We start from the raw sequence: 24999 nt of genomic DNA on the forward strand, positions 1-24999 counted from the left end.
GCGACGTGACCCGGTTCTGGCTCGGCGGATACGGCTCCGCGATGGAGGGCTCTGCCGACGGCATCGGCCTGCTGGCGGGCGACGCCGACAGGCAGACCGCCCTCGAGTACCGAGGCGCGGTCACGAAGACCCCGTCGCCCTCGTGGCTGGCGCAGCATCCGACCCTCGACGTCATCTACGCGGCGCTCGAGGGGGATGCCGCGGTGCAGGCCTTCTCACGGAGCGGTGAGTCGACGCTGCGGCCGCTCGGGGAGCCCGTCGAGGCGGGCGATTCGGTCTGCCACGTCGCGGTGTCGCCCGACGGATCATCCCTGATCGCGAGTTGCTATGGCGACGGACGGGTGGTGCGCATCGGCATCGGTGCGCAGGGACGCCTGGTGCCGGATGCCGTGAACAAGGCTGCCGAGCTGCGTGCGGCGCTCCTCGGGGAACCGATCGAGGCGTCGGCGCCGGCGGGGGTCGCCGCCGCGGCATCCGACCCGTACTCCGGTGAGCTCACGGCCGGCGGAGAGCCGCGTGTCTCGCATGCGCACGCCTCGGCGTTCCTGCCCGACGGCCGCATCGCCACGACCGACCTGGGCTTCGATCTCGTGCGGATCTGGCGTCAGACCGCCGGCGGGCTCGCGCTCGATCACGAGGTCGTGCTGCCGCTCGGCACCGGTCCTCGGCATATGGTCGTGCACCCCAGCGGTCATCTGCACGTCGTCACCGAGTACTCGTGCGAGGTGTTCACGCTCGCCGCGAGCCGAGACGGCACGTGGGGGGTGGCGTCGTCGGTGCTGGCGAGCCCGATCGCCGAGCTCGGCGTGGACTTCCCCGCCGAGCTCGCCCGCACGCGCGATGCGCAGTTCCTCTACACGGCACTCCGCGGCAGCAACACGATCGCGGCCCTGCGCGTGCGGGGCGGAGGAGAGAGCCTCGAGCCGATCGCGCTCGCCGACTCCGGCGTCGACTGGCCGCGGCATCACCTCGTGCACCAGGGAAAGCTCTTGGTCGCCGGACAGCGCTCCGACACCGTCGCACTGCTCGACCTCGATGAGCGCTCGGGGGCGCCGCTCGGCATCCGTCGCACCGCCCAGGCGCCGACGCCGACGCACTTCCTTCCGGTCCGCTGACGCGCACTCGCTGACACCGATGCGCCGACCCGGCGTCTGCAAACGCGGGTCGTGAGATCGGCAGTCGGGGGGCGATCGCGCGCGTCTGGCATCCTGGTATGGCGTGGATCGACGAGGGGGACTCATGAGCATGCCGGCCGGATGGTACGACGACGGGTCAGGACGCCAGCGGTGGTGGGATGGCGCGCGTTGGACAGAGCACCTCGCCCCTGGTGACGCGACCGTCGCCCCCACGGGGCAGGTGACACCGCACCATATGACCGGCTACGAAAGCGCTGAGATCGGTCGTCCCGAGTCGGCCACGCGCGTCGCACCGGTGCTCGGCTTCGTCGGACTCGGGCTCGCCGTCGTGGGTACGGTCCTCGCCTGCATCCCGTTGACCTTCGTCATCGGCCTGATCGCTCTGGTCGCTGGTTTCGTGGTCTCGCTGATCGGGGTGTTCGCACGCAACGCCGCGAAATGGCCGTCGATCGTCGGGATGATCCTCTCGATCGTGGGCGGGGTGGTCGGCACCGTGGTAACCCTCGTCATCGTCGCTGCGACCCTCGCGGGCCCCGGCGGCTCGGCGGGCCCTGCCGACCCCGCGCCGTCGGCCCCCACGACGCAGCCCGCGCCGTCATCGCCCTCGGCCGGTGCGGGCGGCGACCGGCCCGCGCCGGAGGAGATCGCGCTGCAGGTCGAGCAGACCTTTCAGTCGGAAGGCATCACCAACTACGACGACATGCCGGACTTCTACCCCTGCATCGGTGAAGAGCTCTACGCGTCGGACATATCCGACGAGACGCTGCAGCTGGTGATCACGGGCGAGGATCCGCCGGAAGACGAGCGTGATGCCGCGGCGCAGGCGATCGAGGACGCGATCTTCGCCTGCGATCCTGAAGGCGAAGGCGCGTGGGGCTGACGCCCGCGGGGTGATCTCCTTCCCGGCGCACCCGCTGATCCCGCTTGACCTCAACCTTTGTTGAGGTTCTACGGTCGTGCTTATGACCATCGACACGGGTGGGGCGCAGACCGCGAAGGTCGCCGCCCCCGGCATCATGAGCGGCGCCTACCTCTGGATCACGATCGGCGCCTGCGCCCTCGTGTTCCTCGGGGCGTTCGAATCCCTCGCCGTCACCACGGTGATGCCGGCGGTGAGCGCCGACCTCGACGGTGACCGTCTGTATGCGCTCGCCTTCGCGGGGCCGCTCGCCACCGGGGTGATCGGCATGGTCGTGGCGGGCAACTGGGCCGATCGCCGCGGACCCGTCGCCCCGCTCTACGCGTCGGTGGCGCTGTTCGTCGTCGGACTCCTCGTCGCAGGCCTCGCACCGACCATGGAGGTGCTCGTCGCCGGGCGCTTCGCCCAGGGCCTCGGCAACGGCGGGCTGATGGTGGCGCTGTACGTGGTCGTCGCCCGGGTCTACCCGCGCGAGCTGCATCCCGCGATCTTCGCCGGTTTCGCCGCCGCCTGGGTCGTGCCGTCGCTCGTCGGGCCGACCGTCGCCGGAGCCGTCACAGAGCTGTGGAGCTGGCACTGGGTGTTCCTCGGCGTCGTCTTCCTCGTGGTCCCCGCCCTGCTGATGGTCGTCCCCGCGCTCCGCGGACTCTCGGGCGACGGCGATGCCACGATCCCCTGGGCGTTCGGTCGGCTGGGATGGTCGGTGCTCGCCGCGGTCGCGGTGCTCGGACTGAATCTCGTCGGCGACGTCCCCGGCGTCGGCCCCGTGCTCGCGGCGGCAGCAGTCGTCGTGGCGCTCGTCGCGGTCCGGGCGCTGCTGCCCACGGGAACCCTGCGTGCCCGACGCGGTCTGCCCTCGGTGCTGCTCGTGCGCGGACTCGCCGCCGCGGGGTTCTTCGGCGCCCAGGTGTACATCCCGTATCTGCTGACCGATCGATACGAGGTGTCGCCGACCATCGCGGGGCTCTCCCTCACCGGCGGTGCCCTCGCGTGGTCGGCCGCCGCCACCCTGCAGGGGCGCATGGGCGTGCGCCTCTCGAGCGTCACGGCCGTGCGGATCGGCACGCTCCTCGTCGTCGCGGGAGTCGTGCTCGCGCTCGCCGCAGCGGTGCTCACCGCACCGGTCGTCGTCATCATCGTCGCGTGGATCGTCGCAGGGGCGGGCATGGGGCTGATGAGTCCGCGGACCAGCGCTCTGACCCTCGAGATGTCGGCGCCCGAGAACCAGGGCTTCAACAGTGCGGCCATGACGGTGGCCGACTCCTTCGGAAGCGCCCTTGCGCTCGCGGTCACGGGCGTGCTGTTCACCGGGCTCGCGGCGGTGGCCGATCCGTTCGTCGCGGTCTTCGCCCTGGCCGGCGTCATCGCGCTCGCTGCGGCGGTGCTCGCACCCCGCGTCGCCCCTCGGAGTGAGTGACGCGCGGGACGAACACAGCCGGCACGACGCGCCCGGAGCGCTCTTGCACAAGCTCCGGCGGAACACCACCCCGTGACTCGGCGTTGCTTCTGAGCAAGACTGGTCGACGGAGAGGTGCACCCCATGACTGCTGAGAAGACCGACGAATACGACCTGATCGTGCTGGGCGGAGGTCCGGTGGGCGAGAACGTCGCCGACCGCGCCGTGCAGGACGGACTGACCGCGATCATCGTGGAGAGCGAACTGGTCGGCGGCGAGTGCTCGTACTGGGCGTGCATGCCGTCGAAGGCGCTGCTGCGCTCTGGGCAGGCGCTGCGCGCGGCGCAGCACGTCGCAGGAGCCAAGGAGGCGGTGACCGGAAAGCTCGACGTGCGGGCGGTGTTCGACCGCCGCGACTCGTTCACGAGCAACTGGTCGGACGACGGACAGGTGAAATGGCTCGACTCGGCCGGCATCGACCTGGCTCGAGGCCACGGACGCCTGACGGGCGAGCGCGAGGTGACGGTGACGGATGCCGACGGCGGCACCCGCGTGCTGCGCGCCCGCCATGCCGTCGCTATCAGCACGGGTTCGGATGCGGTGATCCCGCCGATCGAGGGGCTTCGCGAGTCGTCTCCATGGACCAGCCGCGAGGCCACCAGCGCCGAGGAGCTGCCGGAGTCCCTGGTCGTGATCGGCGGAGGTGTGGTCGCGGTCGAGATGGCGACGGCGTATGCGTCCCTCGGCTCGACGGTGACGATCATCGCCCGCAGCGGTCTGCTCGGCACGATGGAGCCGTTCGCGGGTGAGCGCGTCGCGGCGGGGTTGAAGGAGCTCGGAGTGGACGTGCGCACCGACACAGGCACCACCCGAGTCACGCGCGGCGACGACGGGGTGTCGATCGTGCTGGACGACGGATCGACGGTCACCGCGGCGGAGGTGCTCGTCGCGACGGGCCGTTCGCCGCGCAGCGGAGACATCGGGCTCGACGTCGTGGGCCTCGAGCCGGGGCGCTGGATCACGGTCGACGACACCCTGCGTGTGCCGGGCTCCGATTGGCTCTACGCGGTCGGCGACGTCAACGGGCGTGTGCTGCTCACGCACCAGGGCAAGTACCAGGCGCGTGCGGCCGGCGATGTGATCGCGGCACGTGCTCAGGGCGCGGATGTCGACGATCGGCCCTGGGGCAAGCACGTGGCGACTGCTGACAAGTCCGCGGCTCCGCAGGTGACGTTCTCGTTCCCCGAGGTCGCATCGGTCGGTCAGACCGAAGCCGAGGCGCGCGAAGCCGGGCTCGATGTCGCCGTGATCGACTACGACCTCGGCGGGGTGGCCGGGGCGAGCCTCTACGAGGACGGTTTCGAGGGCCAGGCGCGGATCGTGATCGACAAGGAGCGCGACGTCATCGTCGGTGCGACCTTCGTCGGGCCCGAGGTCGCCGAGCTGGTGCAGACGGCGACGGTCGCGATCGTCGGCGAGGTGCCGATCGCACGGCTCTGGCATGCCGTTCCGGCCTACCCGACGATCAGCGAGATCTGGCTTCGGCTGCTGGAGGGCTACGGGCGGGATTCGGCATGACCGCCCGAACCATCCGTCCTGGCATCCGCTCCGAACAGACGGAGAGAGATCGGGAGCGTCCGGCATGCCCGGAGCAGGTTTGTTTCTCATATTGACGCCCCGGAGCGCAAGCCCGGGACGGATGTCGCACCCGTCTTATACGCTCGAATCCACATCCGAGGAGGCAGGACCATGAAGGCTGTACTCGCAGGAACCGTCATCGCCGAAGCAGACGAGAGCGATCTCGCGCGCATCGAGGGCAACTGGTACTTCCCGCCCGCATCGATCACGGAGGGCGCGCTCGTCGAGAGCCCGACCCCGTACACGTGCCCGTGGAAGGGCGCCGCGCAGTACTTCTCGGTGCAGGCGGGCGGCGAACTGCACACCGACTACGCCTGGTCGTACCCGACTCCGTTCCCGAGCGCCTTCGACCGCGTCGGCAAGGACTTCTCAGGCTTCGTCGCCTTCGACCCGAGGGTCGAAGTCTCGGCATGACCTCTGTATGCCGCAGCCGAGGCGCTGACGCCCGTCTCGTCGATCGATCGACCGGAGAGTAATCATGATCGAGTTCCGCAACGTCACCAAGCAGTTCCCCGACGGCACGACCGCCGTGAAGGACTTCAGCCTCGTGTTGCCGTCCCGCAAGACCACCGTCTTCGTCGGGTCGTCCGGCTGCGGAAAGACCACTCTGCTGCGGATGATCAACCGCATGGTCGAACCGACCTCGGGTGAGGTCGAGATCGACGGCGAGAGCGTTCTGGGCGGAGACCCGGTCGCCCTGCGCCGCAGCATCGGCTACGTGATGCAGAACTCGGGCCTGATGCCGCACTTCACCGTGATCGACAATGTGGCCACCGTCCTGCGGCTGACCGGTGTGAAGAAGGGCCCCGCGCACGAGCGTGCGCGTGAGCTGCTGAAGACGGTGGGCCTCGACCAGTCGCTGGCCGAGCGATACCCGAGCCAGCTCTCGGGCGGACAGCAGCAGCGTGTGGGCGTCGCCCGTGGGCTCGCGGCCGATCCGAACATCCTCCTGATGGACGAGCCGTTTGGTGCCGTCGACCCGATCGTGCGCGCCGACCTGCAGCAGGAGACCCTGCGCCTGCAGCACGAGCTCGACAAGACGGTCGTCTTCGTCACGCACGACATCGACGAGGCGTTCCTGCTCGGCGACCAGGTCGTGATCCTCGACAAGGGAGCTCGAATCGTGCAGGTGGGCAGCCCGAGCGAGATCATCGAGAATCCGGCAGACGACTTCGTCGCATCGTTCATCGGAGCCGATCGCGGCCGTCGGGCACTGCATCTCAAGGAGACACCGCACGGCACCGTCGTGGTCGACTCCGAGGGCCGCACCCAGGGGGCGATCGTGGCCGACGCCGAGAAGGCCGACGGCCCTCTCGCAGGACCGGATGCCGCCGCTCTCGGCGCTGTGCGGAGCGAGCGTACGTGAACTGGGTCGTCGACAACCTCGGGTTGATCTTCGAGCTGACGCTGGTGCACCTGCGTCAGAGCATCATCCCGATCGTGCTCGGATTCGTGCTGTCGCTGCCGCTCGGGTGGGTGGCCTGGCGGTTCCGCCTGGTGCGCGGACCGATCATCGTGCTCACCGGGCTGCTGTACACGATCCCGTCGCTCGCACTGCTGATCCTGCTGCCCTCGGTGGCGGGGTACTCGGCCCGAAGCGAGACGAACCTCGTGATCGCGCTCACGATCTACGCGATCGCGATCCTGGTGCGTGCGGTCTCCGACGGGCTCGATTCGGTCGACGACGATGTGCGACAGGCGGCCACCGCCACGGGGTTCGCCTCGTTCCGGCGGTTCTGGGCCGTGGAGTTCCCGCTGGCAGGACCGGTGATCCTCGCGGGCCTGCGTGTGACCGCCGTCAGCACCATCTCGCTCGCGACCGTCGGCATCCTCATCGGCGTGACCAACCTCGGCTATCTGTTCACGAACGGCCTCGACCGACGCATCATCGCCGAGGTCTTCGCGGGTGTCATCGCCGTCGTCATCATCGCGCTCGTGATCGACCTGCTCCTGCTGCTGGCCGGCCGCGCGCTCATGCCGTGGACCCGTGCGGCATCACGCAAGGTGGCCGCTCGGCCCGTCACGGTGGGAGCTCCCGCATGAATCTCTTCGCCGAGGCCTTCGCCTGGATGCTCGCCCCCGCTCAGTGGACGGGCAACTACGCGCTGCCCAAGCTGCTCGCGGAGCACCTCGTGCTCACCGCCGTCTCGGTATTGATCGCCGCAGTGATCGCCGTGCCCATCGGCTGGCTCATCGGCCACACGGGCAAGGGGCGCGAGGTCGCCGTCGCGATCTCTGGTGCGGCGCGCGCGATTCCGGCGTTCGGTCTGATGATCCTGCTGGTGCTGCTGCTCGGCGTGCTCCGCGTTCCCGAAGCAGCGATCATCACGTTCGTGCTGCTCGCGATCCCGTCGCTGCTCGCGGGCGCGTACACAGGGCTCGAGGCGATCGATCGCCGCGTGATCGACTCGGCCAAGGCCATGGGCATGACCGGCTGGCAGATCTTCTGGAAGGTCGAGGTGCCCCTCGGGCTCCCTCTGCTCGTCGGCGGCATCCGCTCGGCCCTCCTGCAGGTGATCGCGACCGTCACGATCGCCGCCTACGTGAACCTCGGCGGCCTCGGATGGCCCATCATCCAGGGCATCCCGTTGCAGAAGTTCGATCAGGTGCTGGCCGGCGCCATCCTCGTGGCCACGCTCGCGTTGCTGGTCGACCTCCTCCTCGCCGCGGCTCAGCATGCCGCTGTGCCGGCCGGGCTTCGCGCCGGCCGCCCGACGCGTCGTCGGTCTCGTGACCTCGCGCCCGCCGCGGCTCCCGCGACCGCCTGACAGCGCCCCGATCTCTCCATCCCGCACAGCAGTTCCACACAGCAGCAGTCCCCCACAGCAGTCCCAGAGAAGAGGAAAGTCCATGTTCACAGCACGAGGCAAGCGCTCTGTCTTCGCCGTCGGTCTTGTCGCCGCGGCGGCACTCGCCCTGTCGGCCTGCTCGTCGAGCAACCCGCTCGACGAGCCGTCCGACTCGAGCGAGGGCTCCGGCAGCGGCGACACGATCGTCGTCGGCTCGCAGGCGTACTACTCCAACGAGATCATCGCCGAGATCTACGCTCAGGCGCTCGAAGCCGCCGGCTTCGACGTCGAGAAGCAGCTCAGCATCGGCCAGCGCGACGCGTACATGCCCGATGTCGAGTCGGGTGCGATCAACGTCTTCCCCGAGTACACGGGCAGCCTGCTCGAGTACATCTCGGACGACGAGATCGATGTCACCAGCCCCGACGACGTCTACGCGGCGCTGCAGGATGCGCTGCCCGAGAGCCTCACGGCCCTCGACTTCGCCGAGGCGACCGACCAGGACTCCTACACGGTGCTCAAGAGCTTCGCCGAGGAGAACGACCTGAAGACGATCGGCGACCTCAGCAAGGTCACCTCGCAGGTCACGATCGGCGCGGCTCCCGAGTTCGAGCAGCGTCCCTACAGCCCGGCTAAGGCCAAGGAGGTCTATGGCGTCGACCTGGCGTTCTCGGCCACCGGCCCGACCACGCTCGAGTCGCTGCTCGCCGGCCAGATCCAGGTCGCCGACATCTACACGGCCGACCCCGCGTTCGAGACCGAGGAGATCGTCGCTCTCGAAGACCCCGAGAACCTGATCATCTCGTCGAACGTCGTGCCGATCGTCTCGAGCGACATCGCTGACGACGTGTCGGACGTGCTCAACGCCATCAGCGCCAAGCTGACCGGCGAGGAGCTCGTCGCACTCAACGTGCTGAGCACGGTCGACCAGCAGTCGTCGGCCGACATCGCCAAGAAGTGGCTCGAGGACAACGACCTCGTCTGATCGCGAGCAGCTCTCATGAGAAGTGCCCGGGCCCTCAGGGGTCCGGGCACTTCTGCGTGTGAGCTGCGGGCGTCGGTGTCGCCGAGGGTCTAGACCCGGGCATCCTGCCGGGGGATCAGCACCTGCTTGATGATGATGAGGATGGATGCCGCGACCGGCACTGCGACGAGCGCGCCGAGCAGCCCGAGCAGGGTCCCGCCGGCGAGGGCGCCGATCACGACGAGGGCCCCCGGAACGGCGACGGCCTTGTTCATCACGCGAGGAGTGATGACGTACGCCTCGATCTGCATGTAGACGACGTAGATGAGAGCGAACACGAGAGCAGCGAGGGGGTCGCTGAAGAGCGCGAGTCCACTGCCGATGATCCAGAAGATCACCGATCCGACCAGCGGGATCAGGGTGATGCAGAACGCGACGGTCGCCATGAGCGGAGGGAACGGCAGGCCGAGGAATAGGTACAGCAGGAACGTGAGCACGGCGTTGCAGAACGCGAGCACGACCATCCCCATGACGTAGGCGCCGACCGAGTCGGTGATCTGGTCGGTGATGTCGCTCGCACGAGCGCGGTCACGGGCGGGAGCGAGGCGCAGCATCCCTGCCTTGATCGAGGGCAGAGTCGCGACGAAGTAGAGCGTGAGCACGAGCACCACGATGATTCCCGAGATGGCGCTGGCGATCGAGGCACCGACCTGCAGCGCTCCTCCGCCGATCGCGGCGATGTTGCCCGGGTCGGTGAGGAAGTTCTGCACGTCGTTGACCAGGGATTCGAACTGGTCGCCGAACTGATCCTCGAGGGTCGCGTAGATGTCGCTGCGCATGAACTCCTGGATCATGGCGGGCACCGAGCGGATGAAGCTCGCGATCTGCTCGATCACGACGGGCAGCACCATCCAGATCACGAGGCCTGCGACGACGATGAGTCCGAGGATCGCGACGACCACGGAGAGAGCGCGTGACAGACCGCGTCGCTCGAGGAATCGCACGGTGGGGTCGAGTCCCAGGGCGGCGAACAGGGCGAGCGCGATGTAGATGAGCACGGTCGACAGGTTCGCCATGGCGAGGCCGAGCACGATGGCGGCGAGGCCGCCGAGCGTCACGAGGAATCCGAAGACGAAGGGGCGATCGATGCGGGTCCAGAACGACCGGCTCGGCGTCATCGGCTCGACGACCCCCGTGCGAGGAGGGTGAGAATCGGACCGCGCGAGGGGAGCGGGCGTCACAGCAGCGGGGTGCTCGGATGCGCCGGCCCCTGACATGCCGGGCGATGCCTCGGTTCCGGCGGATGCGTCGGGAGTCGAGGTGGGCTGCTGGGGCTGCGAGGACGGGTCGGATGCGTCAGCGGACGCGCTCGACGACGGATCCTGCTCTTCTCGGCTCATGTGCTCACGATAGCGTCCGACCGAGGTGCGATCCGGGAGGCATCCCCCGGATGGGGTGGGGTCGTCCTGCCGCGTGTTTCCGTAGAGTAGGGGCATGACCGCCGCCGAAGATCCCCGGGCTGAACTCCTCCGACTGCGCTCGAGCATCGACAACATCGATGCCGCACTCATCTTCATGCTCGCCGAGCGCTTCCGCGCCACGCAGCAGGTCGGTCAGCTCAAAGCCGAGCACGAGATGCCGGCATCCGATCCGGGTCGTGAAGAGCAGCAGGTCGCGCGCCTCAAGGCCCTGGCTGAGGATGCGCACCTCGACCCCGAGTTCGCCGAGAAGTGGTTCAACTTCGTGGTGGCCGAGGTGATTCGCCATCACACGGAAGCCGCCGAAGGGCGATGATCCGGCCTTCCGGGCGAGTGACAGTGTGTGCAGCACTCACCCGCCCGGGGACCGAACTAAGTTTATTGAATAAACTATGACCGAGGGTACGCAGAAACCCCTGGTCTGTCAATCGATTCGGACAACAGGACCGGCTCCATGCTGAACGGCGACGACGCACTCGACACGCAGGCATCCGTGCGCCGCGCCAACCTGCGGCGGGCGCTGCAGCTGGTGTTCCGCAGCCCCGGCTCCGAGACGCGGGCGGGCATCGCCCGCGCCACCGGTCTCACGGCAGCGACCGCGTCGTCGCTCGTCGCCGAACTCATCGAACTCCAGCTCATCGTGGAGGGCGCCCAGGCAGCCAGCACCGGCGGCAAGCGGGCGACCACCCTGAGCATCGATGCCCGGCACCACCTCATCCTCGTGCTGGTGATCAGGCCGACCGATGCGCGCATCGCGCTGGTCGCGCTCGACGGCACCGAGGTCGAGACGCGCAGGGTCGCGTTCTCCGACGAGTCGCGGGACCGCGTGCTCGACGCCGCCCTGGCCGACATCGCGGCCGACCATGCCGGCCGCCTGCTCGTCGCCGGCGTGCAGCTGCCGGGCACCACTGACGGACGCCGGGTGTTCGAGAGCGTGCAACTGGGATGGACGGACGTGCCGCTCGCGGAGCGCTTCGAAGTGCTGCTCGGGACTCCGGTGCTGCTCGTCAACGACGTGGATGCCGAGGCGATCGCCGAGGCCGCCAGGGAGGACGAGCCGGCCGGGTATCGGCTGTTCATCCACATCGGCACCGGGATCGGTGCGGCGGTGACCCTCGACGGAGAGCTCGCCCCGGGCCCCCGCGACCGTGCGGGAGAGATCGGTCACGTGCAGGTGCAGTTCGGTGGTGACGCGCGGGCGTGCCGGTGCGGACGACAGGGATGCCTGGAATCCGTGGCATCGATGACCGCCATGCTCGGTGCTGACTTCGATGACGCGCTCGACGATCAGGCGATCGATGCGCTCGCCGCGGTGGCTGATCAGGAGCGGCTGGCCGACGGGGCGCGGGCGCTGGCTCGCACGATCAAGCTCATCGCTGCCGTGCTCGACGCGGCCGAGGTCGTGATCGGCGGTCCGGCGCGGGCGCTGGGCGCGCCGTTCCTCCGGCTCGTAGAGGCAGAGGCCGACTACACCGCCACGGGCACCACGAACGTTCCGGTGCGCTACGCCGACGCGGATGCCTCGATCTCCACCGGAGTCGCTCAGGTGGCGCTGTCGAGCGCGCTGGGCGTGCGCTGGAGCCCGGCGCAGCTGCGCGCAGCATCCGTTCCGGCATCGTGATCGAAGGACCGATACCGACGCTTCCGAGGACGCGGGATCGCGATCAGCGCGGCGAAGCGATGCCGACGAGGGCGGCGACGAGCCCGGCGATCACCAGGACCACGATCGCGAGGATGTGCACGATCTTTCCGGCGACGAGCATCGGAAGGTCGGGCCCGTCGTAGGAGGCGGGATTGAAGAGCACTCCGCGTGCGCGGAAGCTCCAGCGCATGCCGAACCCGATGCGCCGCAGCGCGTGCGACGGCGCGGCGAACGTTCGTCCGCGCTGTTCGCGCGACGCCTTCCACGCCGCCTGCGCCGCGTACCAGGCGATGACGAAGAAGGGCATCGCGAGAGACACCGCCCAGGCGATGAGGGCGACGCCGATCAGCGTGCCCATCCCGGGGTCGAGCTCTCGGATGAAGAACAGCCCGAGAGCCGCGAGCCCGACCGCCACGGGCACGAGCACCACGCCCCATCCCCATCCGGGGTGAGCGTCGTCCGTCGGTCGCCTCTCGACGCGCCCCGCATCCTGCCAGGTCATGTGATCCCCCCTGTCGCACCGCGCGGATGGCGGAGTCGGCCGTGCCAGCGTATCCGGGTGGGTGGGCCCGGCCGGTCCCGTCGTGGTGGAGCGACCGCCCCGCCGGACTTCTCCTGAGACGACGATGCGGGGCGCCACGACGGTGGCGCCCCGCATCCGTTCCGACGGTTCTACTTGACGCTGCCGGCGGTGAGCCCGCCGACGAGACGCTTCTCGATGAGCATGAACAGGATGACGACGGGCAGGATCGCGACGATCGAGACGCCGAACACGTACTGCCAGCTGGTCTCGTACTGACCGACGAACTTGGTCAGCGCGACCGAGAGCGGCTGGTTCTTGTCGGTGGAGAGGATGACCAGCGAGGCGGCGAACTCGTTCCAGCAGGCGACGAACGTGAACACGATCGCGGTGACGATGCCCGGCCAGACGAGGGGCAGGTTGATCTTGAAGAGGACGGTGAAGCGTCCGGCGCCGTCGATCTGCGCGGCTTCGTCGATCTCTTTCGGGATGCCGGCGAAGAACGAGTGCATGATCCACACCGCGAACGACAGGTTGAATGCGGCGTTGATGAAGATCATCGCCGCCCACGTGTCGCCGAGTCCCAGGGTCGTGAACTGGCGGAACAGGCCGGAGGTGAGGACGGCCGGCTGGAGCATCTGCGTCACGATCACGAGGAACAGGAAGACCATGCGTCCGGGGAATTTGAACCGGGCGGTGTAGTACGCGGCGGGCAGCGAGACGAGCAGCACGAGCAGCGTCGCGAACACGGCGATGATGATCGTCGAGATCAGGTTGTACGGCAGCGGTGTCTCGGGGGTCGACCACATCGAGATGTAGTTCTCCCAGTGCCACTCGATGGGCAGGTAGGTCGGATCGACCGAGCGGATCTGCGACTTCGTCTTCACGGAGCCGAAGAACATGATCAGGTACGGGAGCACGAAGATCGCGAGCACGAGGATGCCGGCGGCCATGCGCAGGATGACGCGGGGCAGCGTGACCTGATCTTCGGTGTAGCGGCGCTTGCGTCCGGGGATGCGGGGAGCGGCGTCGTCTCCGGCGGTCGTGACGAGGGCGGTCTCGGTCAGGGTCATGATCAGACCTCCTTCATGGGCTTGACGGCCTTGACGTAGATCGCGACGATCACGATCACGATGAGGAAGGCCACGACCGACAGCGCGCTGGCGACGTCGACCTTCTTCTGCAGCTCGATGTATTTGAAGATCATCGTCATGATCGTGTCGGCGCCGTAGCCCGGGATCGACCCGGTCATCACCTTCAGGATCGGCAACGAGTTGAAGACGTTGATGATGTTGATGAGGATCGCGACCGCGAGAGCGCTGCGCAGCTGCGGCACGACGACGGTCCAATAGGTGCGGGTGGCTCCGGCGCCGTCCATCTTCGCGGCCTCGAGGGTGTCGGCCGGAACCGTCTGCAGCCCCGCGAGGATCGTGTACGTCGTGAAGGGCAGCGAGACGAAGATCGCGATCACGATCGACCAGGCGAACGCGGTGGCCGGGTTCTTGGTCCAGCCGTAGCCCACCGCATCGTCGGACAGTCCGATGTCGTACAGGAACTTGTTGAAGACCCCGAAGTACGGCTCGAGGCTGTAGTAGAAGACCATGGTGGTCATCACGACGGATGCGGCCCACGGCACGATGACGGCCATGCGCACGATCTGCCGGCCGGGGAAGGCCTTGTTCAGGATCTGCGCGAGGCCGAGCGAGATCAGCACCGTGAAGGTCACGACCGCGACGACCCAGATGATCGTGCGGAACATGATCGGCCAGAACTCCGCGAACGTGAACACGGTCACGAAGTTGTCGAACCCGACCGACCCCTTGTCGAGGCCCGACAGCGAGATGTCACGGGTGGAGTTGAAGAACATCACCCCGGCGGGGAACAGGACCACGCCGATGATGAGGAGCAGGGCCGGTGCGATCCAGGGCAGCGCCTGGAGCAGGTCCTTCCCACCGGGCCTGCCGCGGGCGGCACCCGATCGGCGGCCCGGGGTGCGGGGGCGGCCGGTGGCCGCCCCCGCGAGGTTCGGGGATTCTGTCGTCTGGCTCATGGAATATCCGAACCTCTCCGTCGCTTGTGTGGGCAGGGTCGGCGGGGATCAGCCCGCGTCGACCTGTGCCTGGATCTCGGTCAGGACATCCTGCGCGGACTTCGTCTGCAGCTGGCCGAACAGCGACTTGAAGGCGCCGTCGGTGGCCGACCACTTCTCGTTCGTCGACGGGTAGAACTGCGCGTCGGGCAGCACGTCGAGGAACGGCTTGAGAGCCTCCTCGCCGGAGAGCTGCTCGGCACCGGACTTGGTGACGGGAAGGAACCCCTCGGCCTGCACCCACGGCACGTACACGTCTGCCGAGTAGTAGTAGTCGAAGAACTTGGTGATAGCTTCCTGCTTGTCGCCGTCGTTCTGGAACGCCATCAGCTGGTCCATGACGCCGAGCGTGAACGGCGAGCCGTCCTTGGTCGGGATCGGGACGATGGAGTAGTCGAGTTCGGGGTTGCCCTCCTCGATCTGGCCCACTGTCGGCGGGAGGCCGACCTGCATTCCGATCTTGCCCTGGATGAAGATGTCCATCAGGGGCGAGCGCTGCGTCGAGCCGGGGTCGGCCTGCGTGGCGCCGGCGTCGATCATCTTCTTGATCTGCTCAGCACCTTCGAGGTTCTCGGGGGTGTCGATCGTGATCTCGGATGCGTCGCCGAACGAGCCGCCGCCGCCCCAGAGCCACACGGCCGCCTCGGCCTGCGCCTCTTCGGAACCGAGCGGCATGCCGTAGCCGGCGACGCCGCCACCGAGTGCCGACACCTTGGTCGCGGCATCCAGCAGCTCGTCCCAGGTCTTCGGAGCCTCGACGCCGGCCTGCTCGAGCAGCGCGTTGTTGACGAACAGCGCACGCGCCGATGCGATCAGCGGCAGGGCGTAGGCGGTGCCGTCGACCTCGGCGTTCGCGAGGAAGGCGGCCTGGAAGTCTGAGTACGTGTCTTCCGAGACGACGTCTTCGACCGGGTAGAGCAGCTCGTCGCCGACGAACCCGGCGAACGGGCCGCCGTTGTAGATGTCAGGGGCCTCGCCGGCCTGGATCTTGGTGGAGACGACCTTCTCGAGGTTGTCCCAGGACTGCACCTCGAGGTCGACCTTGATGTCGGGGTTCTCCTTCTCGAATCCGTCGATCACGTCTTCCCACAGGCCCTTCGTGGCGTCGGAGTAGCTGGGGACGAGGAGGTTGAGAGTGGTCTCGCCCTCTGCGTCTCCACCGCCGCCGGTCGAGCCGCCGAACCCGCACGAAGCGAGCGTGAGAGTGGCGGTTGCCGCCAGGGCAACGGCGCCGAATCGCAGTGACTTCTTCATGTGTATTGCATTCCTCACTGTGTAGGTGGTGCACAGTCGCAAGCACAACTCACGCGACGGTGCGTGTGATCGCCTTCCCTGGGTGGCTGGGCGATCGGTCAAGCCGGGTCGGCTCGGAGAACCCTCCATGGACCGGGTCGCCGGAGGGGCGGTGGAACTTGTTCGATTATTTGTCAGGAGAATAAACAAATCAAGAGGAACCTTGCGAGATTTCCTTGTGTCGAAATACTATGATCGAATTAGCATTGAAACAATCACAAACTTGCAACATCTGGTCCGGAGGGCCCGTCATGACCGAACTTCTGCCCGGCGCACACATGCGCGAAGAGCTCACCTCGCAGCCCGAGACCTGGGCTCGCGCCGCCGATCTCCGCGATGCGCAGGCACTGCTGCCCGCCTCCGGAGCCCGCGTCGCCGTCGTCGGCTGCGGCACGTCGTGGTTCATGGCCCAGTCGTACGCGTTCCTGCGTGAGACCTCGGGTCAGGGTGAGACCGACGCGTTCGCCGCATCCGAGGCCTTCGTCGATCGCGGCTACGACGCCGTCGTCGCGCTGACGCGTTCCGGTACGACGACCGAGGTGCTCGAACTGGTCGACCGCATCAAGGGCCGCGTCCCCACGATCGGCGTGATCGGCGACGAGACCTCGCCGCTCGTCTCTCTCGTCGACGAGGCCGTGCTGCTGCCCTTCGCCGATGAGAAGTCGGTCGTGCAGACCCGATTCGCCACCACCGCTCTCGCGCTGTTCCGCGCGTCGCTCGGAGAAGACCTCACCGGCGCGATCGGGGATGCCGCTGCTGTGCTCGCCGCCGACTATGACGACGAGCTGCGCGACGCCGAGCAGTACTCGTTCCTCGGCCGCGGCTGGACCGTGGGTCTGGCCCACGAGGCCGCACTGAAGATGCGCGAATCGTCGCAGTCGTGGACCGAGTCGTACCCGTCGATGGAGTATCGCCACGGACCGATCGCGATCGCCGCACCCGGCCGCGTCACCTGGCAGTTCGGCGAGGCGCCCGAGGGGCTGGCCGCGCAGGTCGAGGCCACGGGTGCGCGCTTCGTGCAGCATCCGATCGATCCCCTGGCCGACCTCGTGCGTCTGCACCGCGTGGCACTCGACCGTGCCGTGGCCCGCGGACTCGACCCCGACCAGCCGCGCAACCTCACGCGATCCGTCATCCTGGATGCATGACCCGACCCACCCGCGGAGCAGTCGATGACCAGTCCTGAGGATGCGGAGAGCAGCGCCGATGGCGTGAGCGATGTCGTGAGCGATGCGTCGGGCGAGCGGCTGGCCGCAGCGCGGACGATCGGCGCGGGCGCGCCCGTGCTCGCGTTCGATGTCGGGGGGACTGACATCAAGTCGGCGCTGTTCGACGGCGACGGCACGGCCCTGGGCCTGCGGCGCACGCCCACTCCGGTCGCCGAGGGCGATCGCACCGAGGTGCTCATCGAGCGGCTCGGTGTGCTCGCCGCCGAACTGCAGGCCGACCACCCCGGCGTCGTGCCGCAGGCGGTCGGGCTGGTGGTGCCGGGGATCGTCGACGCGGATGCCGGACTCGGTGTCTTCGCCAGCAACCTCGGCTGGCACGACTCCCCGCTGCGCGATCTCGCCTCGGCGAAGCTCGGGCTCCCCGTGGCGTTCGACCACGACGTGCGTGCCGCGAGCTGGGCGGAGCATCGCCTCGGTGGTGCCCGCGCGTACTCGAACTCGGTGGTGCTCGTCATCGGCACCGGCATCGCAGGTGCTCTGCTCGTCGGAGGGGAGCCCTACACGGCCGGCGGCTACGCGGGAGAGATCGGCCACTCGCCGATCGCCGACGGTCCCGTCTGCGCGTGCGGCGCCCGAGGCTGCCTCGAAGCCGTCGCGTCCGCGGGCGCGATCGCACGCCGGTATCGCGAGGCGACAGGCACCGAGCCCGACGGCGCGAAGGACGTGATCGCGCGTGCAGCGGCCGGCGATCGCATCGCCGCCGAGATCTGGAACTCGGCGCTCGACGCCCTCACGCTCTCACTCGCCCAGCTGACCGCGGTCGTCGCGCCCGAGGCCGTCGTGATCGGTGGAGGCCTCTCCCGCGCGGGTGGCGCGCTGTTCGACGAACTGCGCGCCCGGCTCGCCGAACGGCTGAGCTTCCACCGCATCCCCGTACTCGTCCCCGCCGAGCTGTCGGGCAACGCCGGCATCCTCGGGGCGGCGCTGCGCGCGAGGGAGCTCGCATGATCCTCACGGTCACCCCGAATCCGGCGCTCGACCTCACCTGGCACGTCGATCGACTCACCCTCGGCGAGACGCACAGAGCGGATGCCGGTGCCAGCCGCGCCGGGGGCAAGGGCCTGAACGTCGCGAGAGTCGCCCACGCCCAGGGCGCGTCGGTGCTGGCCGTCTCGACGGCGGGCGGACGCAGCGGTGTCGAACTCGCCGCCGAGCTCGGAGCGAGCGGTGTTCCGCATCGGCTCGTGCCGGTGGTCGGCGCCACACGACAGAGCGTCGCGATCGTCGACCACGAGCTCGGTGACACCACGATCGTGAACGAGCGCGGGGTGAACCCGACCGATCCCGAATGGGCGGCGCTGCTCGGCGAGGTCGTCGACGCCCTCCCCGGCGCACAGGTGCTGGTGATCTCGGGGAGCCTTCCGCCTGGGGCGCCCGAGACGCTGCTGCCTCTGCTGATCGGCACGGCACGGGATGCGGGCGTGCCCGTGATCGCCGACACCTCGGGCCCCGCTCTGCTGCTCGCGGCGGATGCCGGAGCATCCGTCGTCAAGCCCAACGCCGCCGAGCTCGTCGAGGCGACCGGCATCACCGACCCCGTCGAGGGCGCTCGGTCGCTGATCAAGCGCGGCGTCGACCTGGTGCTGCTGTCGCTCGGAGCCGACGGCATGCTCGCGGTCACGGCCTCCGACGTGCTGCACGCGCGCCTCGACGCGCCGCTCGCCGGCAACCCGACCGGAGCCGGCGATGCCGGAGTGGCCGCCTGCGCGGTGCTCTACGCCGACGGCATCCGCGACCCCGAGAAGATCCTCCGCCGAGCGACCGCCTGGTCGGCCGCCGCCGTGCTCATGCCGTTTGCCGGCGAGATCTCCGACGACTGGGAGGCGCTCGAAGACCGTCTCGTCGTCGCCCCCTTCATCCCCACCGTTCGAGAGGAACGTCTGTGACCCTGGTCTCCGCCCGTGAGCTGGTGACGGATGCCGCGACCCGCGGCACCGGCATCGGCGCGTTCAACGTGATCCACCTCGAGACCGCCGAGGGGCTGGTGCGTGCGTCCGCCGAATCGGGGCTGCCGTTGATCCTGCAGATCTCACAGAACTGCGCCGACTACCACGGTGGTCTCGAGCCGATCGCACTGGCGACTCTCGCGATCGCCCGTCGGGCCGCGACGCCCGTCGCGGTGCACCTCGATCACGCCGAGCGGTCAGAGCTCGTCGACGAGGCCATCGCCCTCGGATTCGGCTCGGTCATGTTCGACGGCGGTGCGCTGCCCTACGACGAGAACGTCGCGATCACCGCGGCCGTCGCCGCGCGCGCGCACGCCGCCGGCGTCTACATCGAGGGCGAACTGGGCGAGGTCGGCGGCAAAGACGGCGCCCATGCGCCGGGAGTGCGCACCGACCCCGACGAGGCACGCGCGTTCGTCGCCGCGACCGGCGTCGACGCGCTCGCCGTGGCAGTGGGGTCGTCGCACGCGATGACCGCCCGCACGGCATCCCTCGACCTCGAGCTCATCGCCCGCCTGCGCCAGGCGCTGCCCGTGCCCCTCGTGCTGCATGGCTCATCGGGCGTCGCCGACGCCGTGATCGCCGACGCGGTGCGGGCGGGCATGACCAAGATCAACGTCTCGACGCACCTGAACGGTTTCTTCACCCGGGCTGTCCGCTCGACGCTCGACGCCGACCAGAAGCTCGTCGATTCGCGGAAGTACCTGAGCCCGGCCCGTGACGCGCTCGCCGGAGAGGCCGCACGGATGCTGCGCCTGTTCGCCCTCAAGACCGCCGAGGTGGCGGGGTGAGCTGCGCGAACCGGGCAGGATGGTGACATGAAGCGCGCCGCCCGCCTGAACGCGATCCTCGACCTTCTGGCCGCCGACGGCGAGGTCAACGTCGACGAGCTCGTCGAGCGCTTCGGAGCGTCGGCCGCCACCACCCGCCGCGACCTCGACTCGCTCGCCGAGCAGCGTCTGCTGACCCGCACGCACGGCGGCGCGGTCGCCCATTCCGTCGCGTATGAGCTGCCCATCCGCTACAAGAGCCACCAGCGCTCGCAGCAGAAGGAGAGCATCGCGTACGCCGCCGCAGCACTCGTGGCGCCGGGCATGGTCGTCGGGCTCTCCGGAGGAACGACGACCACGGCGATCGCCGCAGCGCTCGCCGCGCGGGACGACCTCGCGGCCGGCCCCGGCATCACCGTCGTCACCAACGCGGTGAACATCGCCGCACAGCTCGCGACGCGACCCGACATCAAGGTCGTCGTGACGGGCGGAGTCATCCACTCGCGCAGCTACGAACTCGTCGGGCCGTTCGTCGAGCAGCTGCTGCGCGGCGTGCGCCTCGACATCGCCTTCATCGGCGTGAACGGAATGGATGCCGACGCCGGCGCCACCACGCAGGATGAACGCGAGGCCGCCGTTAACCGGATGATGGCCGAGCGTGCTCGTCGAGCGGTGGTCGTCACCGACAGCAGCAAGCTCGGCACCGTCGCGTTCGCGGCCGTCGGCGGCTCGGAACTGTTCCCTGTTCTCCTCACCGACGACGGCGCGGACGCCGCATCCCTCGCCAGTCTGCGCGCGGCCGGCTACGAGGTGCTGACCGCCTGATCCCGCGGTCTCCTTCTCCTGCTGAACTCCTTGCGGGGATGCCGCGACCCCTCTCGCGACATCCCCGGAGCAGATGGTGTCCTGTCGTTCCCTCACACTCCCCAGTGCACGAGGGTTTCCCCAGTTCGACTGCGCCTCCCTCGCGCTTCGTTTCCGAAGCCCTCCGCGTGGCACCTTCTGCAGATAAGGAGCAGGGTGTCGATGTTCTGATACATCGACTGGAGAAAACTTTCAGAGGCCGCTTCCGTGGCACTGGAACGGCGCCTTCACCCCGGTGGAGTCGGATGCCGCGGCCAGCGCGACGGCGGGCGCGACACCGTTCGCGAGCTCGGTGTGCACCGCTCCGAGCAGTTCGCAGGCGACGTCGTCGGGCACGACCACCGGGGCCGCGATCACGCACCGGGTGCCCGCGTGCAGCCAGACCCGCGTCATCCCCAGTGCCTCCTCGCCCCACCGCACGGAGGACCGACCGAGCTCGCAGGCCGACAGCACGACCGTGTCGGGGGCCCGCGGGATCAGGTCGACGTCGTAGCCGAACAGGGTGCCATCGACGAGCTCGAAGCCCGAGAAGAGCGGGTTGTCGACCGCATGGCGTCCGTGTGCGGCGATGTGGAGGACATCGACGTGCGCGGCGAGCTCGGTGACGGCCGAGACGCGAGCCTCGTCGCCGGTCAGGATCGTCGCGTCGCTCCAGGCCCCTGCCGCCCTGCGCACCTCCTCCTCGGCGCGCGCGACGCGGGGGCCGGTCGCGAAGCCCGCCTGCCTCCTCGGTGCGGAGTAGAGGGGCCGGTCGGAGTCGCCCAGCCAGCGCGAGACGGAGGTCGCGAGGGTGAACGGCGTGCCGGCCATGCCCGGGAGCATCGCCCAGGGGATGCCCCCGAGAATGCCGGGCACGGTCAGCGCGAGTCGCGCAGCGCCGCCGGACGCGTTGCGCGCCGGCGCGAGCAGGGCGTCGTCGAGCAGGCGCAACCTCTCGTCGAGCGACCGCTGCACGACGGCCGCCATCGGGCCGGCCTGTGTGAGGGCGGCGACATCGAGATCGGCGCGGAGTCCGTCGAGCGCGGCCTCGATGCGCGGCAGTGACAGCTCGACGATCGACGAGCCGGATGCCGTCACCACGACGCACAGCAGCTCGTCGCGGGTGAACACATAGGCGAGGATCGCGGTCTCGTCGTCAAGCCGCGCCTGGGTCTCGAGCAGACCCAGGCGCTCACGGCTGGCACCTGCCGCGGTCGAGGACCACTGCCGGTCGCGCACGCGGTCGCGCAGCTCGCGCACCCGAGCGTCGGTCGTCCAGTCTGACCCGGCCAGGTCGGCGCGGAGCATCCGCAGCTCGGCCAGATCCGACGACAGGTCCGCGTCGTGCGGGGGACGCACGGGCGCGACCTGCTGGCTCAGATGCCGGGCGCGCTCCGACCACTCGAACAGCACCTCGGGGTCACGCGATCGTGCAGCGGCGGCGAGCCCTGTGAACATCAGCTCGGTGCCGTGCATCGCCACGGATGCCTGCAGGTCGAGGGCGCCGAACGACTGCTGCCAGGCAGTGAGCAGGTCGAGGCCTTCTGCAGCGAAGCGGCGGGCGTCGGCATCCCTGCCCGCGACGGATGCTCGTACGGCCCGCACTTCGTGGGCCCGCAGTCGCAGCGGAGTCGGAGCGTCGGCGGTGAGTCGCGGCATCCGTCCTCCGTCGGCGAGCCGTGCCGTCAACGACAGTGCGGCGGCCTCGGTGCGGAAGCCGCCCCGAGTGAGCGCTGCGGCGGTGCGCGCGAAGTCCTCGGCCACGGGCCGCGTCGTCGGGCGGGCGCGCAGCCGGGCCTCGAGACGCACGGCCTCGGCGCGAGCGGCCCAGCCTTCGCTCCCCAGGGCGGTGAACCGGCGGGATGCCGTCGCGGCGGCGCGCTCGGCCGAGGGCGCGTCGTGGCGCAGAAGGGATCGGGCGAGGTGGAACTCGGCCTCGCCGCGGGCCTGCCGCATGCGCTGTGCACCGAACTGCACGGCGACGGCGCCGAGCAGTTGCTCGGCCTCGGTCGTCAGGCCTGCATCGCGCAGCACCTCGGCGCGGTCGAGGTCGCTGATCGCCGCGGCGAGGTCGCTGGTGGCCGCGAGGATCGGGCGCGAGCTCGTCATCAGCCCCAGTGCGGTGACGAGGTCGCCGCCCAGTAGCGCGGCGTAGCCGAGGTTGTGGCGCGCCTCGGCGAGCGGCTCCTGCTGGTCGTGCGCCTCGTAGGCGGCGATCGCGCGCTGAAGATCGGCGGTGCAGTCGTCGAGGCGGTGGCGCTGCATGCTGACGATCGATCGGCTCATCAGCAGGTTCGCGCTCTCGATCGACCCGTCGTCGAGGCCGTCGATCGCCCGCGTCAGGAACTCGTCCGCCTCGTCGAGGCGACCGCCGTGCATGAGCAGGGTGCCCAGCTGTCCGTTCGCGAGGGCGACGGTCTCGGCGCTCAGCCCCGGTCGCGACAGCGCCGCGCGCGACAGTCGCTCGGCCTCGGCTGGCTCGCCCGTCTGAGCCAGCACGTATGCCAGAGTCCCGTCGATGCGGGCGCGCAGGTCGTCGTCATCGGTGCGGGCGGATGCCGCAGCAAGAGCGCGCCGCGCCTGAGCGAACCGTCGGGAGTTGGCCGCGTCGACGCCGCGCCGGTGCAGCTCGCGCGCAGACAGGGGCATCCAACCAGAATGCCGGTCAGTTCGGTCTCAGGGAAGGTCTGCGACCGCATCCGTGATCTGAGCATGCATCTGCGCTCAGATCCGCCCGCGTCTACCCCCGCTCGACCGGTGTCGGCAGCGTCTTGAGCACGGCGGCGACGGCCTTGGCCGCGGCATCCGCCTTCACCCCCTGCGGAGGCACGGTGCCGAGCTGCGCCGCGATGCGACCCGCGACGTACGGAGCGGCGAATGACGTGCCGCTCCAGATCGCGAAGCCGCCGCGGTAGTCGTCGGGGTCGATCGTCTCGCGGCGGAGCCCGTCGACGTCGGCCCTCGTCGCGGCCTGCTCGCCGCCGACGAACGCCGGCGAGGTGCTCACCACCGCAGCGCCGGGCGCATACACCTGCACCCAGGGGCCGACGTTCGAGAACAGTGCGACCGAGCGGGCCGAGGGGTTGAGGGCGCCGACCGAGACGTGCGGTGCATCCTTGTCTCGAGGGATGCCGTTGTCGGCGCCGGGCCACGGCCACAGCGATGCCGGGAACGACGGCCGATCGATCGCGTCGTTGCCCGCCGAGCACACGACCACGCAGCCGAGCTCCCGGGCCTTCGTGAGCAGCGCGTGGAGTGTCTTGCTGAACTGACCGTCGACCGGGGACTCGTGGTAGTACCCGAGTGAGAGGTTCAGGACGTCGATCGGATGCCCGGTCTTCGGGTCCTCACGGTGGCGGCGCAGCAGCTCGACCACTTGCGCGACCGTCGTGAGGAACGTGCTCTCGTCGATCACGCCGAGAGCACCGGCCATGCGGATCGACAGGATGTCGGCCTCCGGGGCGGTCTGCCGGATGATGCCTGCGATGAACGTCCCGTGACCCGCGACCGCGTCGATCTCGCCGTCGAGCTGTCCGTAGAGATCGGGATAGCGCTCGGGGTCCGCGTCGTCCGTGAGCCCGACGGGCACGCCGTCGAGCTCGATGTGCCGGGTGACGATGTCGTCGGGCAGCCAGTCGTGCACGCCGCATCCGGTGTCGAGCACCGCCACCACCGGGCGACGGCCGCGTTTCGGAGCCGCGGTGCGCTGTGGTGCGGGGCCGAGCCATGCGACCGGCTGACGCGCGCCGCGTCCTGGTTCGAGGTAGTCATCGCTGCCTCCCGCGCCCCCTCCGGCGCCGCGGACCGGGTTGGTGCGGCTGAACGGGTTCGTGCGGCTGAAGGGATTCGTGCGGCTGAACGGATTGAGACCCACGGGGTCGATCGACAGCACGTGCTCGAGGCTGGTCCGGGGCATCGGGGTTCCCGAACTGCGCCGTGCACGCTGCAGCACTCGCCACGCGTCGGGTGGCACGGGTGATTCACCGCGCGTGGGTTCATCGGGGGTCGTCAGATGGGCCCGGAGGAAGCCGGGTACGCCGGGGACCAGCGGGTCGGCGGCGCGGACAGCATCCGGAGACTCGATGTCGAGATTCCAGCCGAAAGATCCGGCTGCCGCCCGCAGTTCACGGATCTCCGCGTCGTACGCCTCCTGGCCGTTGTCGACCTGGTCCTGCGTGATCAGCAGACGCTCCTGCAGATACGCGGTCGGGAACGCGCGGACACCGTCGACCGGCTCGACGGACGGATCCAGCGCCGTCCCTCGACGGATCGACCCCTCCGCTCGGTCCTGCCAGCTCCACCCCTTGGGCTGCTCCATCGTCGGTCCTCTCCTCGCGGGCGGACCCG

The 24999-nt window shown here is 69.3% G+C and carries 23 protein-coding genes; 16 read left to right on the forward strand and 7 right to left on the reverse strand.

Going from position 1 to position 24999, the window contains the following annotated elements:
* The first annotated feature begins 5 nt into the window (after positions 1 to 5).
* The 9 genes from OD997_RS13290 to OD997_RS13330 all read left to right on the forward strand — a co-directional run bounded on the left by OD997_RS13290 (position 6) and on the right by OD997_RS13330 (position 8863).
* Positions 6 to 1115 carry a lactonase family protein gene (locus OD997_RS13290; protein ID WP_434331997.1) on the forward strand — a complete coding sequence of 370 codons (1110 nt, stop codon included), beginning with the start codon at positions 6 to 8 and terminating at the stop codon, positions 1113 to 1115.
* 124 nt (positions 1116 to 1239) lie between these two features.
* The gene (locus OD997_RS13295) at positions 1240 to 2016 is read left to right on the forward strand and encodes a DUF2510 domain-containing protein (protein WP_200933981.1); all 777 of its coding nucleotides are present in this window, start codon (positions 1240 to 1242) and stop codon (positions 2014 to 2016) included.
* Between the two features lie 82 nt (positions 2017 to 2098).
* Positions 2099 to 3472, forward strand: a complete 1374-nt coding sequence (locus OD997_RS13300) for an MFS transporter (RefSeq protein WP_434331998.1) — start codon at positions 2099 to 2101, stop codon at positions 3470 to 3472.
* A gap of 123 nt (positions 3473 to 3595) precedes the next feature.
* Positions 3596 to 5029 (forward strand): dihydrolipoyl dehydrogenase family protein, encoded by a 1434-nt coding sequence (locus OD997_RS13305; RefSeq protein ID WP_434331999.1) that lies wholly within the window; start codon positions 3596 to 3598, stop codon positions 5027 to 5029.
* A 171-nt stretch (positions 5030 to 5200) separates the two neighbouring features.
* Positions 5201 to 5503 carry a DUF427 domain-containing protein gene (locus OD997_RS13310; protein WP_056511225.1) on the forward strand — a complete coding sequence of 101 codons (303 nt, stop codon included), beginning with the start codon at positions 5201 to 5203 and terminating at the stop codon, positions 5501 to 5503.
* A 64-nt stretch (positions 5504 to 5567) separates the two neighbouring features.
* Positions 5568 to 6455: an ABC transporter ATP-binding protein gene (locus tag OD997_RS13315; protein WP_082477901.1), complete on the forward strand. Its 888-nt coding sequence runs from the start codon at positions 5568 to 5570 to the stop codon at positions 6453 to 6455.
* The gene (locus tag OD997_RS13320; RefSeq protein ID WP_056511220.1) at positions 6452 to 7132 is read left to right on the forward strand and encodes an ABC transporter permease; all 681 of its coding nucleotides are present in this window, start codon (positions 6452 to 6454) and stop codon (positions 7130 to 7132) included. The genes OD997_RS13315 and OD997_RS13320 overlap by 4 nt, the downstream gene beginning before the upstream one ends.
* Positions 7129 to 7857 (forward strand): ABC transporter permease, encoded by a 729-nt coding sequence (locus tag OD997_RS13325; RefSeq protein ID WP_056511217.1) that lies wholly within the window; start codon positions 7129 to 7131, stop codon positions 7855 to 7857. Before OD997_RS13320 ends, OD997_RS13325 begins: the two co-directional genes overlap by 4 nt.
* 82 nt (positions 7858 to 7939) lie before the next feature.
* Positions 7940 to 8863: an ABC transporter substrate-binding protein gene (locus OD997_RS13330; protein ID WP_056511215.1), complete on the forward strand. Its 924-nt coding sequence runs from the start codon at positions 7940 to 7942 to the stop codon at positions 8861 to 8863.
* An 89-nt stretch (positions 8864 to 8952) separates the two neighbouring features.
* Here the strand turns inward: OD997_RS13330 and OD997_RS13335 are convergent, their stop codons facing one another.
* Positions 8953 to 10242: an AI-2E family transporter gene (locus OD997_RS13335; RefSeq protein WP_434332000.1), complete on the reverse strand. Its 1290-nt coding sequence runs from the start codon at positions 10240 to 10242 to the stop codon at positions 8953 to 8955.
* 94 nt (positions 10243 to 10336) lie between these two features.
* On the opposite strand from OD997_RS13335, the gene OD997_RS13340 reads away from it, so the two are divergent.
* Both OD997_RS13340 and OD997_RS13345 read left to right on the forward strand, forming a co-directional pair.
* Positions 10337 to 10636, forward strand: coding sequence for a chorismate mutase (locus OD997_RS13340; RefSeq protein ID WP_042541193.1), 300 nt, complete (start codon positions 10337 to 10339; stop codon positions 10634 to 10636).
* A 138-nt stretch (positions 10637 to 10774) separates the two neighbouring features.
* The gene (locus tag OD997_RS13345) at positions 10775 to 11941 is read left to right on the forward strand and encodes an ROK family protein (protein ID WP_434332001.1); all 1167 of its coding nucleotides are present in this window, start codon (positions 10775 to 10777) and stop codon (positions 11939 to 11941) included.
* Between the two features lie 43 nt (positions 11942 to 11984).
* Here the strand turns inward: OD997_RS13345 and OD997_RS13350 are convergent, their stop codons facing one another.
* The 4 genes from OD997_RS13350 to OD997_RS13365 all read right to left on the reverse strand — a co-directional run bounded on the left by OD997_RS13350 (position 11985) and on the right by OD997_RS13365 (position 15825).
* A complete protein-coding gene (locus tag OD997_RS13350) occupies positions 11985 to 12464 on the reverse strand; it encodes a hypothetical protein (RefSeq protein WP_434332002.1) in 480 nt (159 codons plus the stop codon).
* A 170-nt stretch (positions 12465 to 12634) separates the two neighbouring features.
* Positions 12635 to 13555 carry a carbohydrate ABC transporter permease gene (locus tag OD997_RS13355; RefSeq protein WP_431074838.1) on the reverse strand — a complete coding sequence of 307 codons (921 nt, stop codon included), beginning with the start codon at positions 13553 to 13555 and terminating at the stop codon, positions 12635 to 12637.
* 2 nt (positions 13556 to 13557) lie between these two features.
* A complete protein-coding gene (locus OD997_RS13360; protein ID WP_056511201.1) occupies positions 13558 to 14532 on the reverse strand; it encodes a carbohydrate ABC transporter permease in 975 nt (324 codons plus the stop codon).
* A 48-nt stretch (positions 14533 to 14580) separates the two neighbouring features.
* A complete protein-coding gene (locus OD997_RS13365; protein ID WP_434332003.1) occupies positions 14581 to 15825 on the reverse strand; it encodes an extracellular solute-binding protein in 1245 nt (414 codons plus the stop codon).
* Positions 15826 to 16115: 290 nt separating this feature from the next.
* On the opposite strand from OD997_RS13365, the gene OD997_RS13370 reads away from it, so the two are divergent.
* From OD997_RS13370 to OD997_RS13390, 5 genes are read left to right on the forward strand one after another with little or no spacing between them, the layout of a single operon-like run.
* Complete coding sequence (locus OD997_RS13370) at positions 16116 to 17012, forward strand: SIS domain-containing protein (protein ID WP_434332004.1); 897 nt, start codon at positions 16116 to 16118, stop codon at positions 17010 to 17012.
* Positions 17013 to 17036: 24 nt separating this feature from the next.
* Positions 17037 to 18041, forward strand: coding sequence for an ROK family protein (locus OD997_RS13375; RefSeq protein ID WP_434332005.1), 1005 nt, complete (start codon positions 17037 to 17039; stop codon positions 18039 to 18041).
* A complete protein-coding gene (locus OD997_RS13380) occupies positions 18038 to 18979 on the forward strand; it encodes a 1-phosphofructokinase family hexose kinase (protein WP_434332006.1) in 942 nt (313 codons plus the stop codon). The genes OD997_RS13375 and OD997_RS13380 overlap by 4 nt, the downstream gene beginning before the upstream one ends.
* Complete coding sequence (locus OD997_RS13385) at positions 18976 to 19830, forward strand: class II fructose-bisphosphate aldolase (protein WP_434332007.1); 855 nt, start codon at positions 18976 to 18978, stop codon at positions 19828 to 19830. Before OD997_RS13380 ends, OD997_RS13385 begins: the two co-directional genes overlap by 4 nt.
* Positions 19831 to 19857: 27 nt before the next feature.
* The gene (locus OD997_RS13390) at positions 19858 to 20634 is read left to right on the forward strand and encodes a DeoR/GlpR family DNA-binding transcription regulator (protein ID WP_434332008.1); all 777 of its coding nucleotides are present in this window, start codon (positions 19858 to 19860) and stop codon (positions 20632 to 20634) included.
* 231 nt (positions 20635 to 20865) lie between these two features.
* Here the strand turns inward: OD997_RS13390 and OD997_RS13395 are convergent, their stop codons facing one another.
* Positions 20866 to 23301, reverse strand: a complete 2436-nt coding sequence (locus tag OD997_RS13395) for a CHAT domain-containing protein (protein ID WP_434332009.1) — start codon at positions 23299 to 23301, stop codon at positions 20866 to 20868.
* 91 nt (positions 23302 to 23392) lie between these two features.
* A complete protein-coding gene (locus tag OD997_RS13400; RefSeq protein ID WP_434332010.1) occupies positions 23393 to 24970 on the reverse strand; it encodes a S8 family peptidase in 1578 nt (525 codons plus the stop codon).
* Between the last annotated feature and the right edge of the window lie 29 nt (positions 24971 to 24999).

Origin of the sequence: Microbacterium sp. CGR1 (assembly GCF_051062835.1) — a bacterium.
Taxonomy (GTDB): Bacteria; Actinomycetota; Actinomycetes; order Actinomycetales; family Microbacteriaceae; genus Microbacterium.

What these genes read in the sequence shown, in the direction of transcription:
- OD997_RS13295 (WP_200933981.1), top strand. Translation starts at nt 1,240, where the DNA reads ATGAGCATGCCGGCCGGATGGTACGACGACGGGTCAGGACGCCAGCGG.
- OD997_RS13395 (WP_434332009.1), bottom strand. Translation starts at nt 23,301, where the DNA reads ATGCCCCTGTCTGCGCGCGAGCTGCACCGGCGCGGCGTCGACGCGGCC.
- OD997_RS13375 (WP_434332005.1), top strand. Translation starts at nt 17,037, where the DNA reads ATGACCAGTCCTGAGGATGCGGAGAGCAGCGCCGATGGCGTGAGCGAT.
- OD997_RS13305 (WP_434331999.1), top strand. Translation starts at nt 3,596, where the DNA reads ATGACTGCTGAGAAGACCGACGAATACGACCTGATCGTGCTGGGCGGA.
- OD997_RS13325 (WP_056511217.1), top strand. Translation starts at nt 7,129, where the DNA reads ATGAATCTCTTCGCCGAGGCCTTCGCCTGGATGCTCGCCCCCGCTCAG.
- OD997_RS13300 (WP_434331998.1), top strand. Translation starts at nt 2,099, where the DNA reads ATGACCATCGACACGGGTGGGGCGCAGACCGCGAAGGTCGCCGCCCCC.
- OD997_RS13360 (WP_056511201.1), bottom strand. Translation starts at nt 14,532, where the DNA reads ATGAGCCAGACGACAGAATCCCCGAACCTCGCGGGGGCGGCCACCGGC.
- OD997_RS13365 (WP_434332003.1), bottom strand. Translation starts at nt 15,825, where the DNA reads ATGAAGAAGTCACTGCGATTCGGCGCCGTTGCCCTGGCGGCAACCGCC.
- OD997_RS13335 (WP_434332000.1), bottom strand. Translation starts at nt 10,242, where the DNA reads ATGAGCCGAGAAGAGCAGGATCCGTCGTCGAGCGCGTCCGCTGACGCA.
- OD997_RS13350 (WP_434332002.1), bottom strand. Translation starts at nt 12,464, where the DNA reads ATGACCTGGCAGGATGCGGGGCGCGTCGAGAGGCGACCGACGGACGAC.
- OD997_RS13400 (WP_434332010.1), bottom strand. Translation starts at nt 24,970, where the DNA reads ATGGAGCAGCCCAAGGGGTGGAGCTGGCAGGACCGAGCGGAGGGGTCG.
- OD997_RS13345 (WP_434332001.1), top strand. Translation starts at nt 10,775, where the DNA reads ATGCTGAACGGCGACGACGCACTCGACACGCAGGCATCCGTGCGCCGC.
- OD997_RS13370 (WP_434332004.1), top strand. Translation starts at nt 16,116, where the DNA reads ATGACCGAACTTCTGCCCGGCGCACACATGCGCGAAGAGCTCACCTCG.
- OD997_RS13390 (WP_434332008.1), top strand. Translation starts at nt 19,858, where the DNA reads ATGAAGCGCGCCGCCCGCCTGAACGCGATCCTCGACCTTCTGGCCGCC.
- OD997_RS13355 (WP_431074838.1), bottom strand. Translation starts at nt 13,555, where the DNA reads ATGACCCTGACCGAGACCGCCCTCGTCACGACCGCCGGAGACGACGCC.
- OD997_RS13380 (WP_434332006.1), top strand. Translation starts at nt 18,038, where the DNA reads ATGATCCTCACGGTCACCCCGAATCCGGCGCTCGACCTCACCTGGCAC.
- OD997_RS13340 (WP_042541193.1), top strand. Translation starts at nt 10,337, where the DNA reads ATGACCGCCGCCGAAGATCCCCGGGCTGAACTCCTCCGACTGCGCTCG.
- OD997_RS13330 (WP_056511215.1), top strand. Translation starts at nt 7,940, where the DNA reads ATGTTCACAGCACGAGGCAAGCGCTCTGTCTTCGCCGTCGGTCTTGTC.
- OD997_RS13310 (WP_056511225.1), top strand. Translation starts at nt 5,201, where the DNA reads ATGAAGGCTGTACTCGCAGGAACCGTCATCGCCGAAGCAGACGAGAGC.
- OD997_RS13315 (WP_082477901.1), top strand. Translation starts at nt 5,568, where the DNA reads ATGATCGAGTTCCGCAACGTCACCAAGCAGTTCCCCGACGGCACGACC.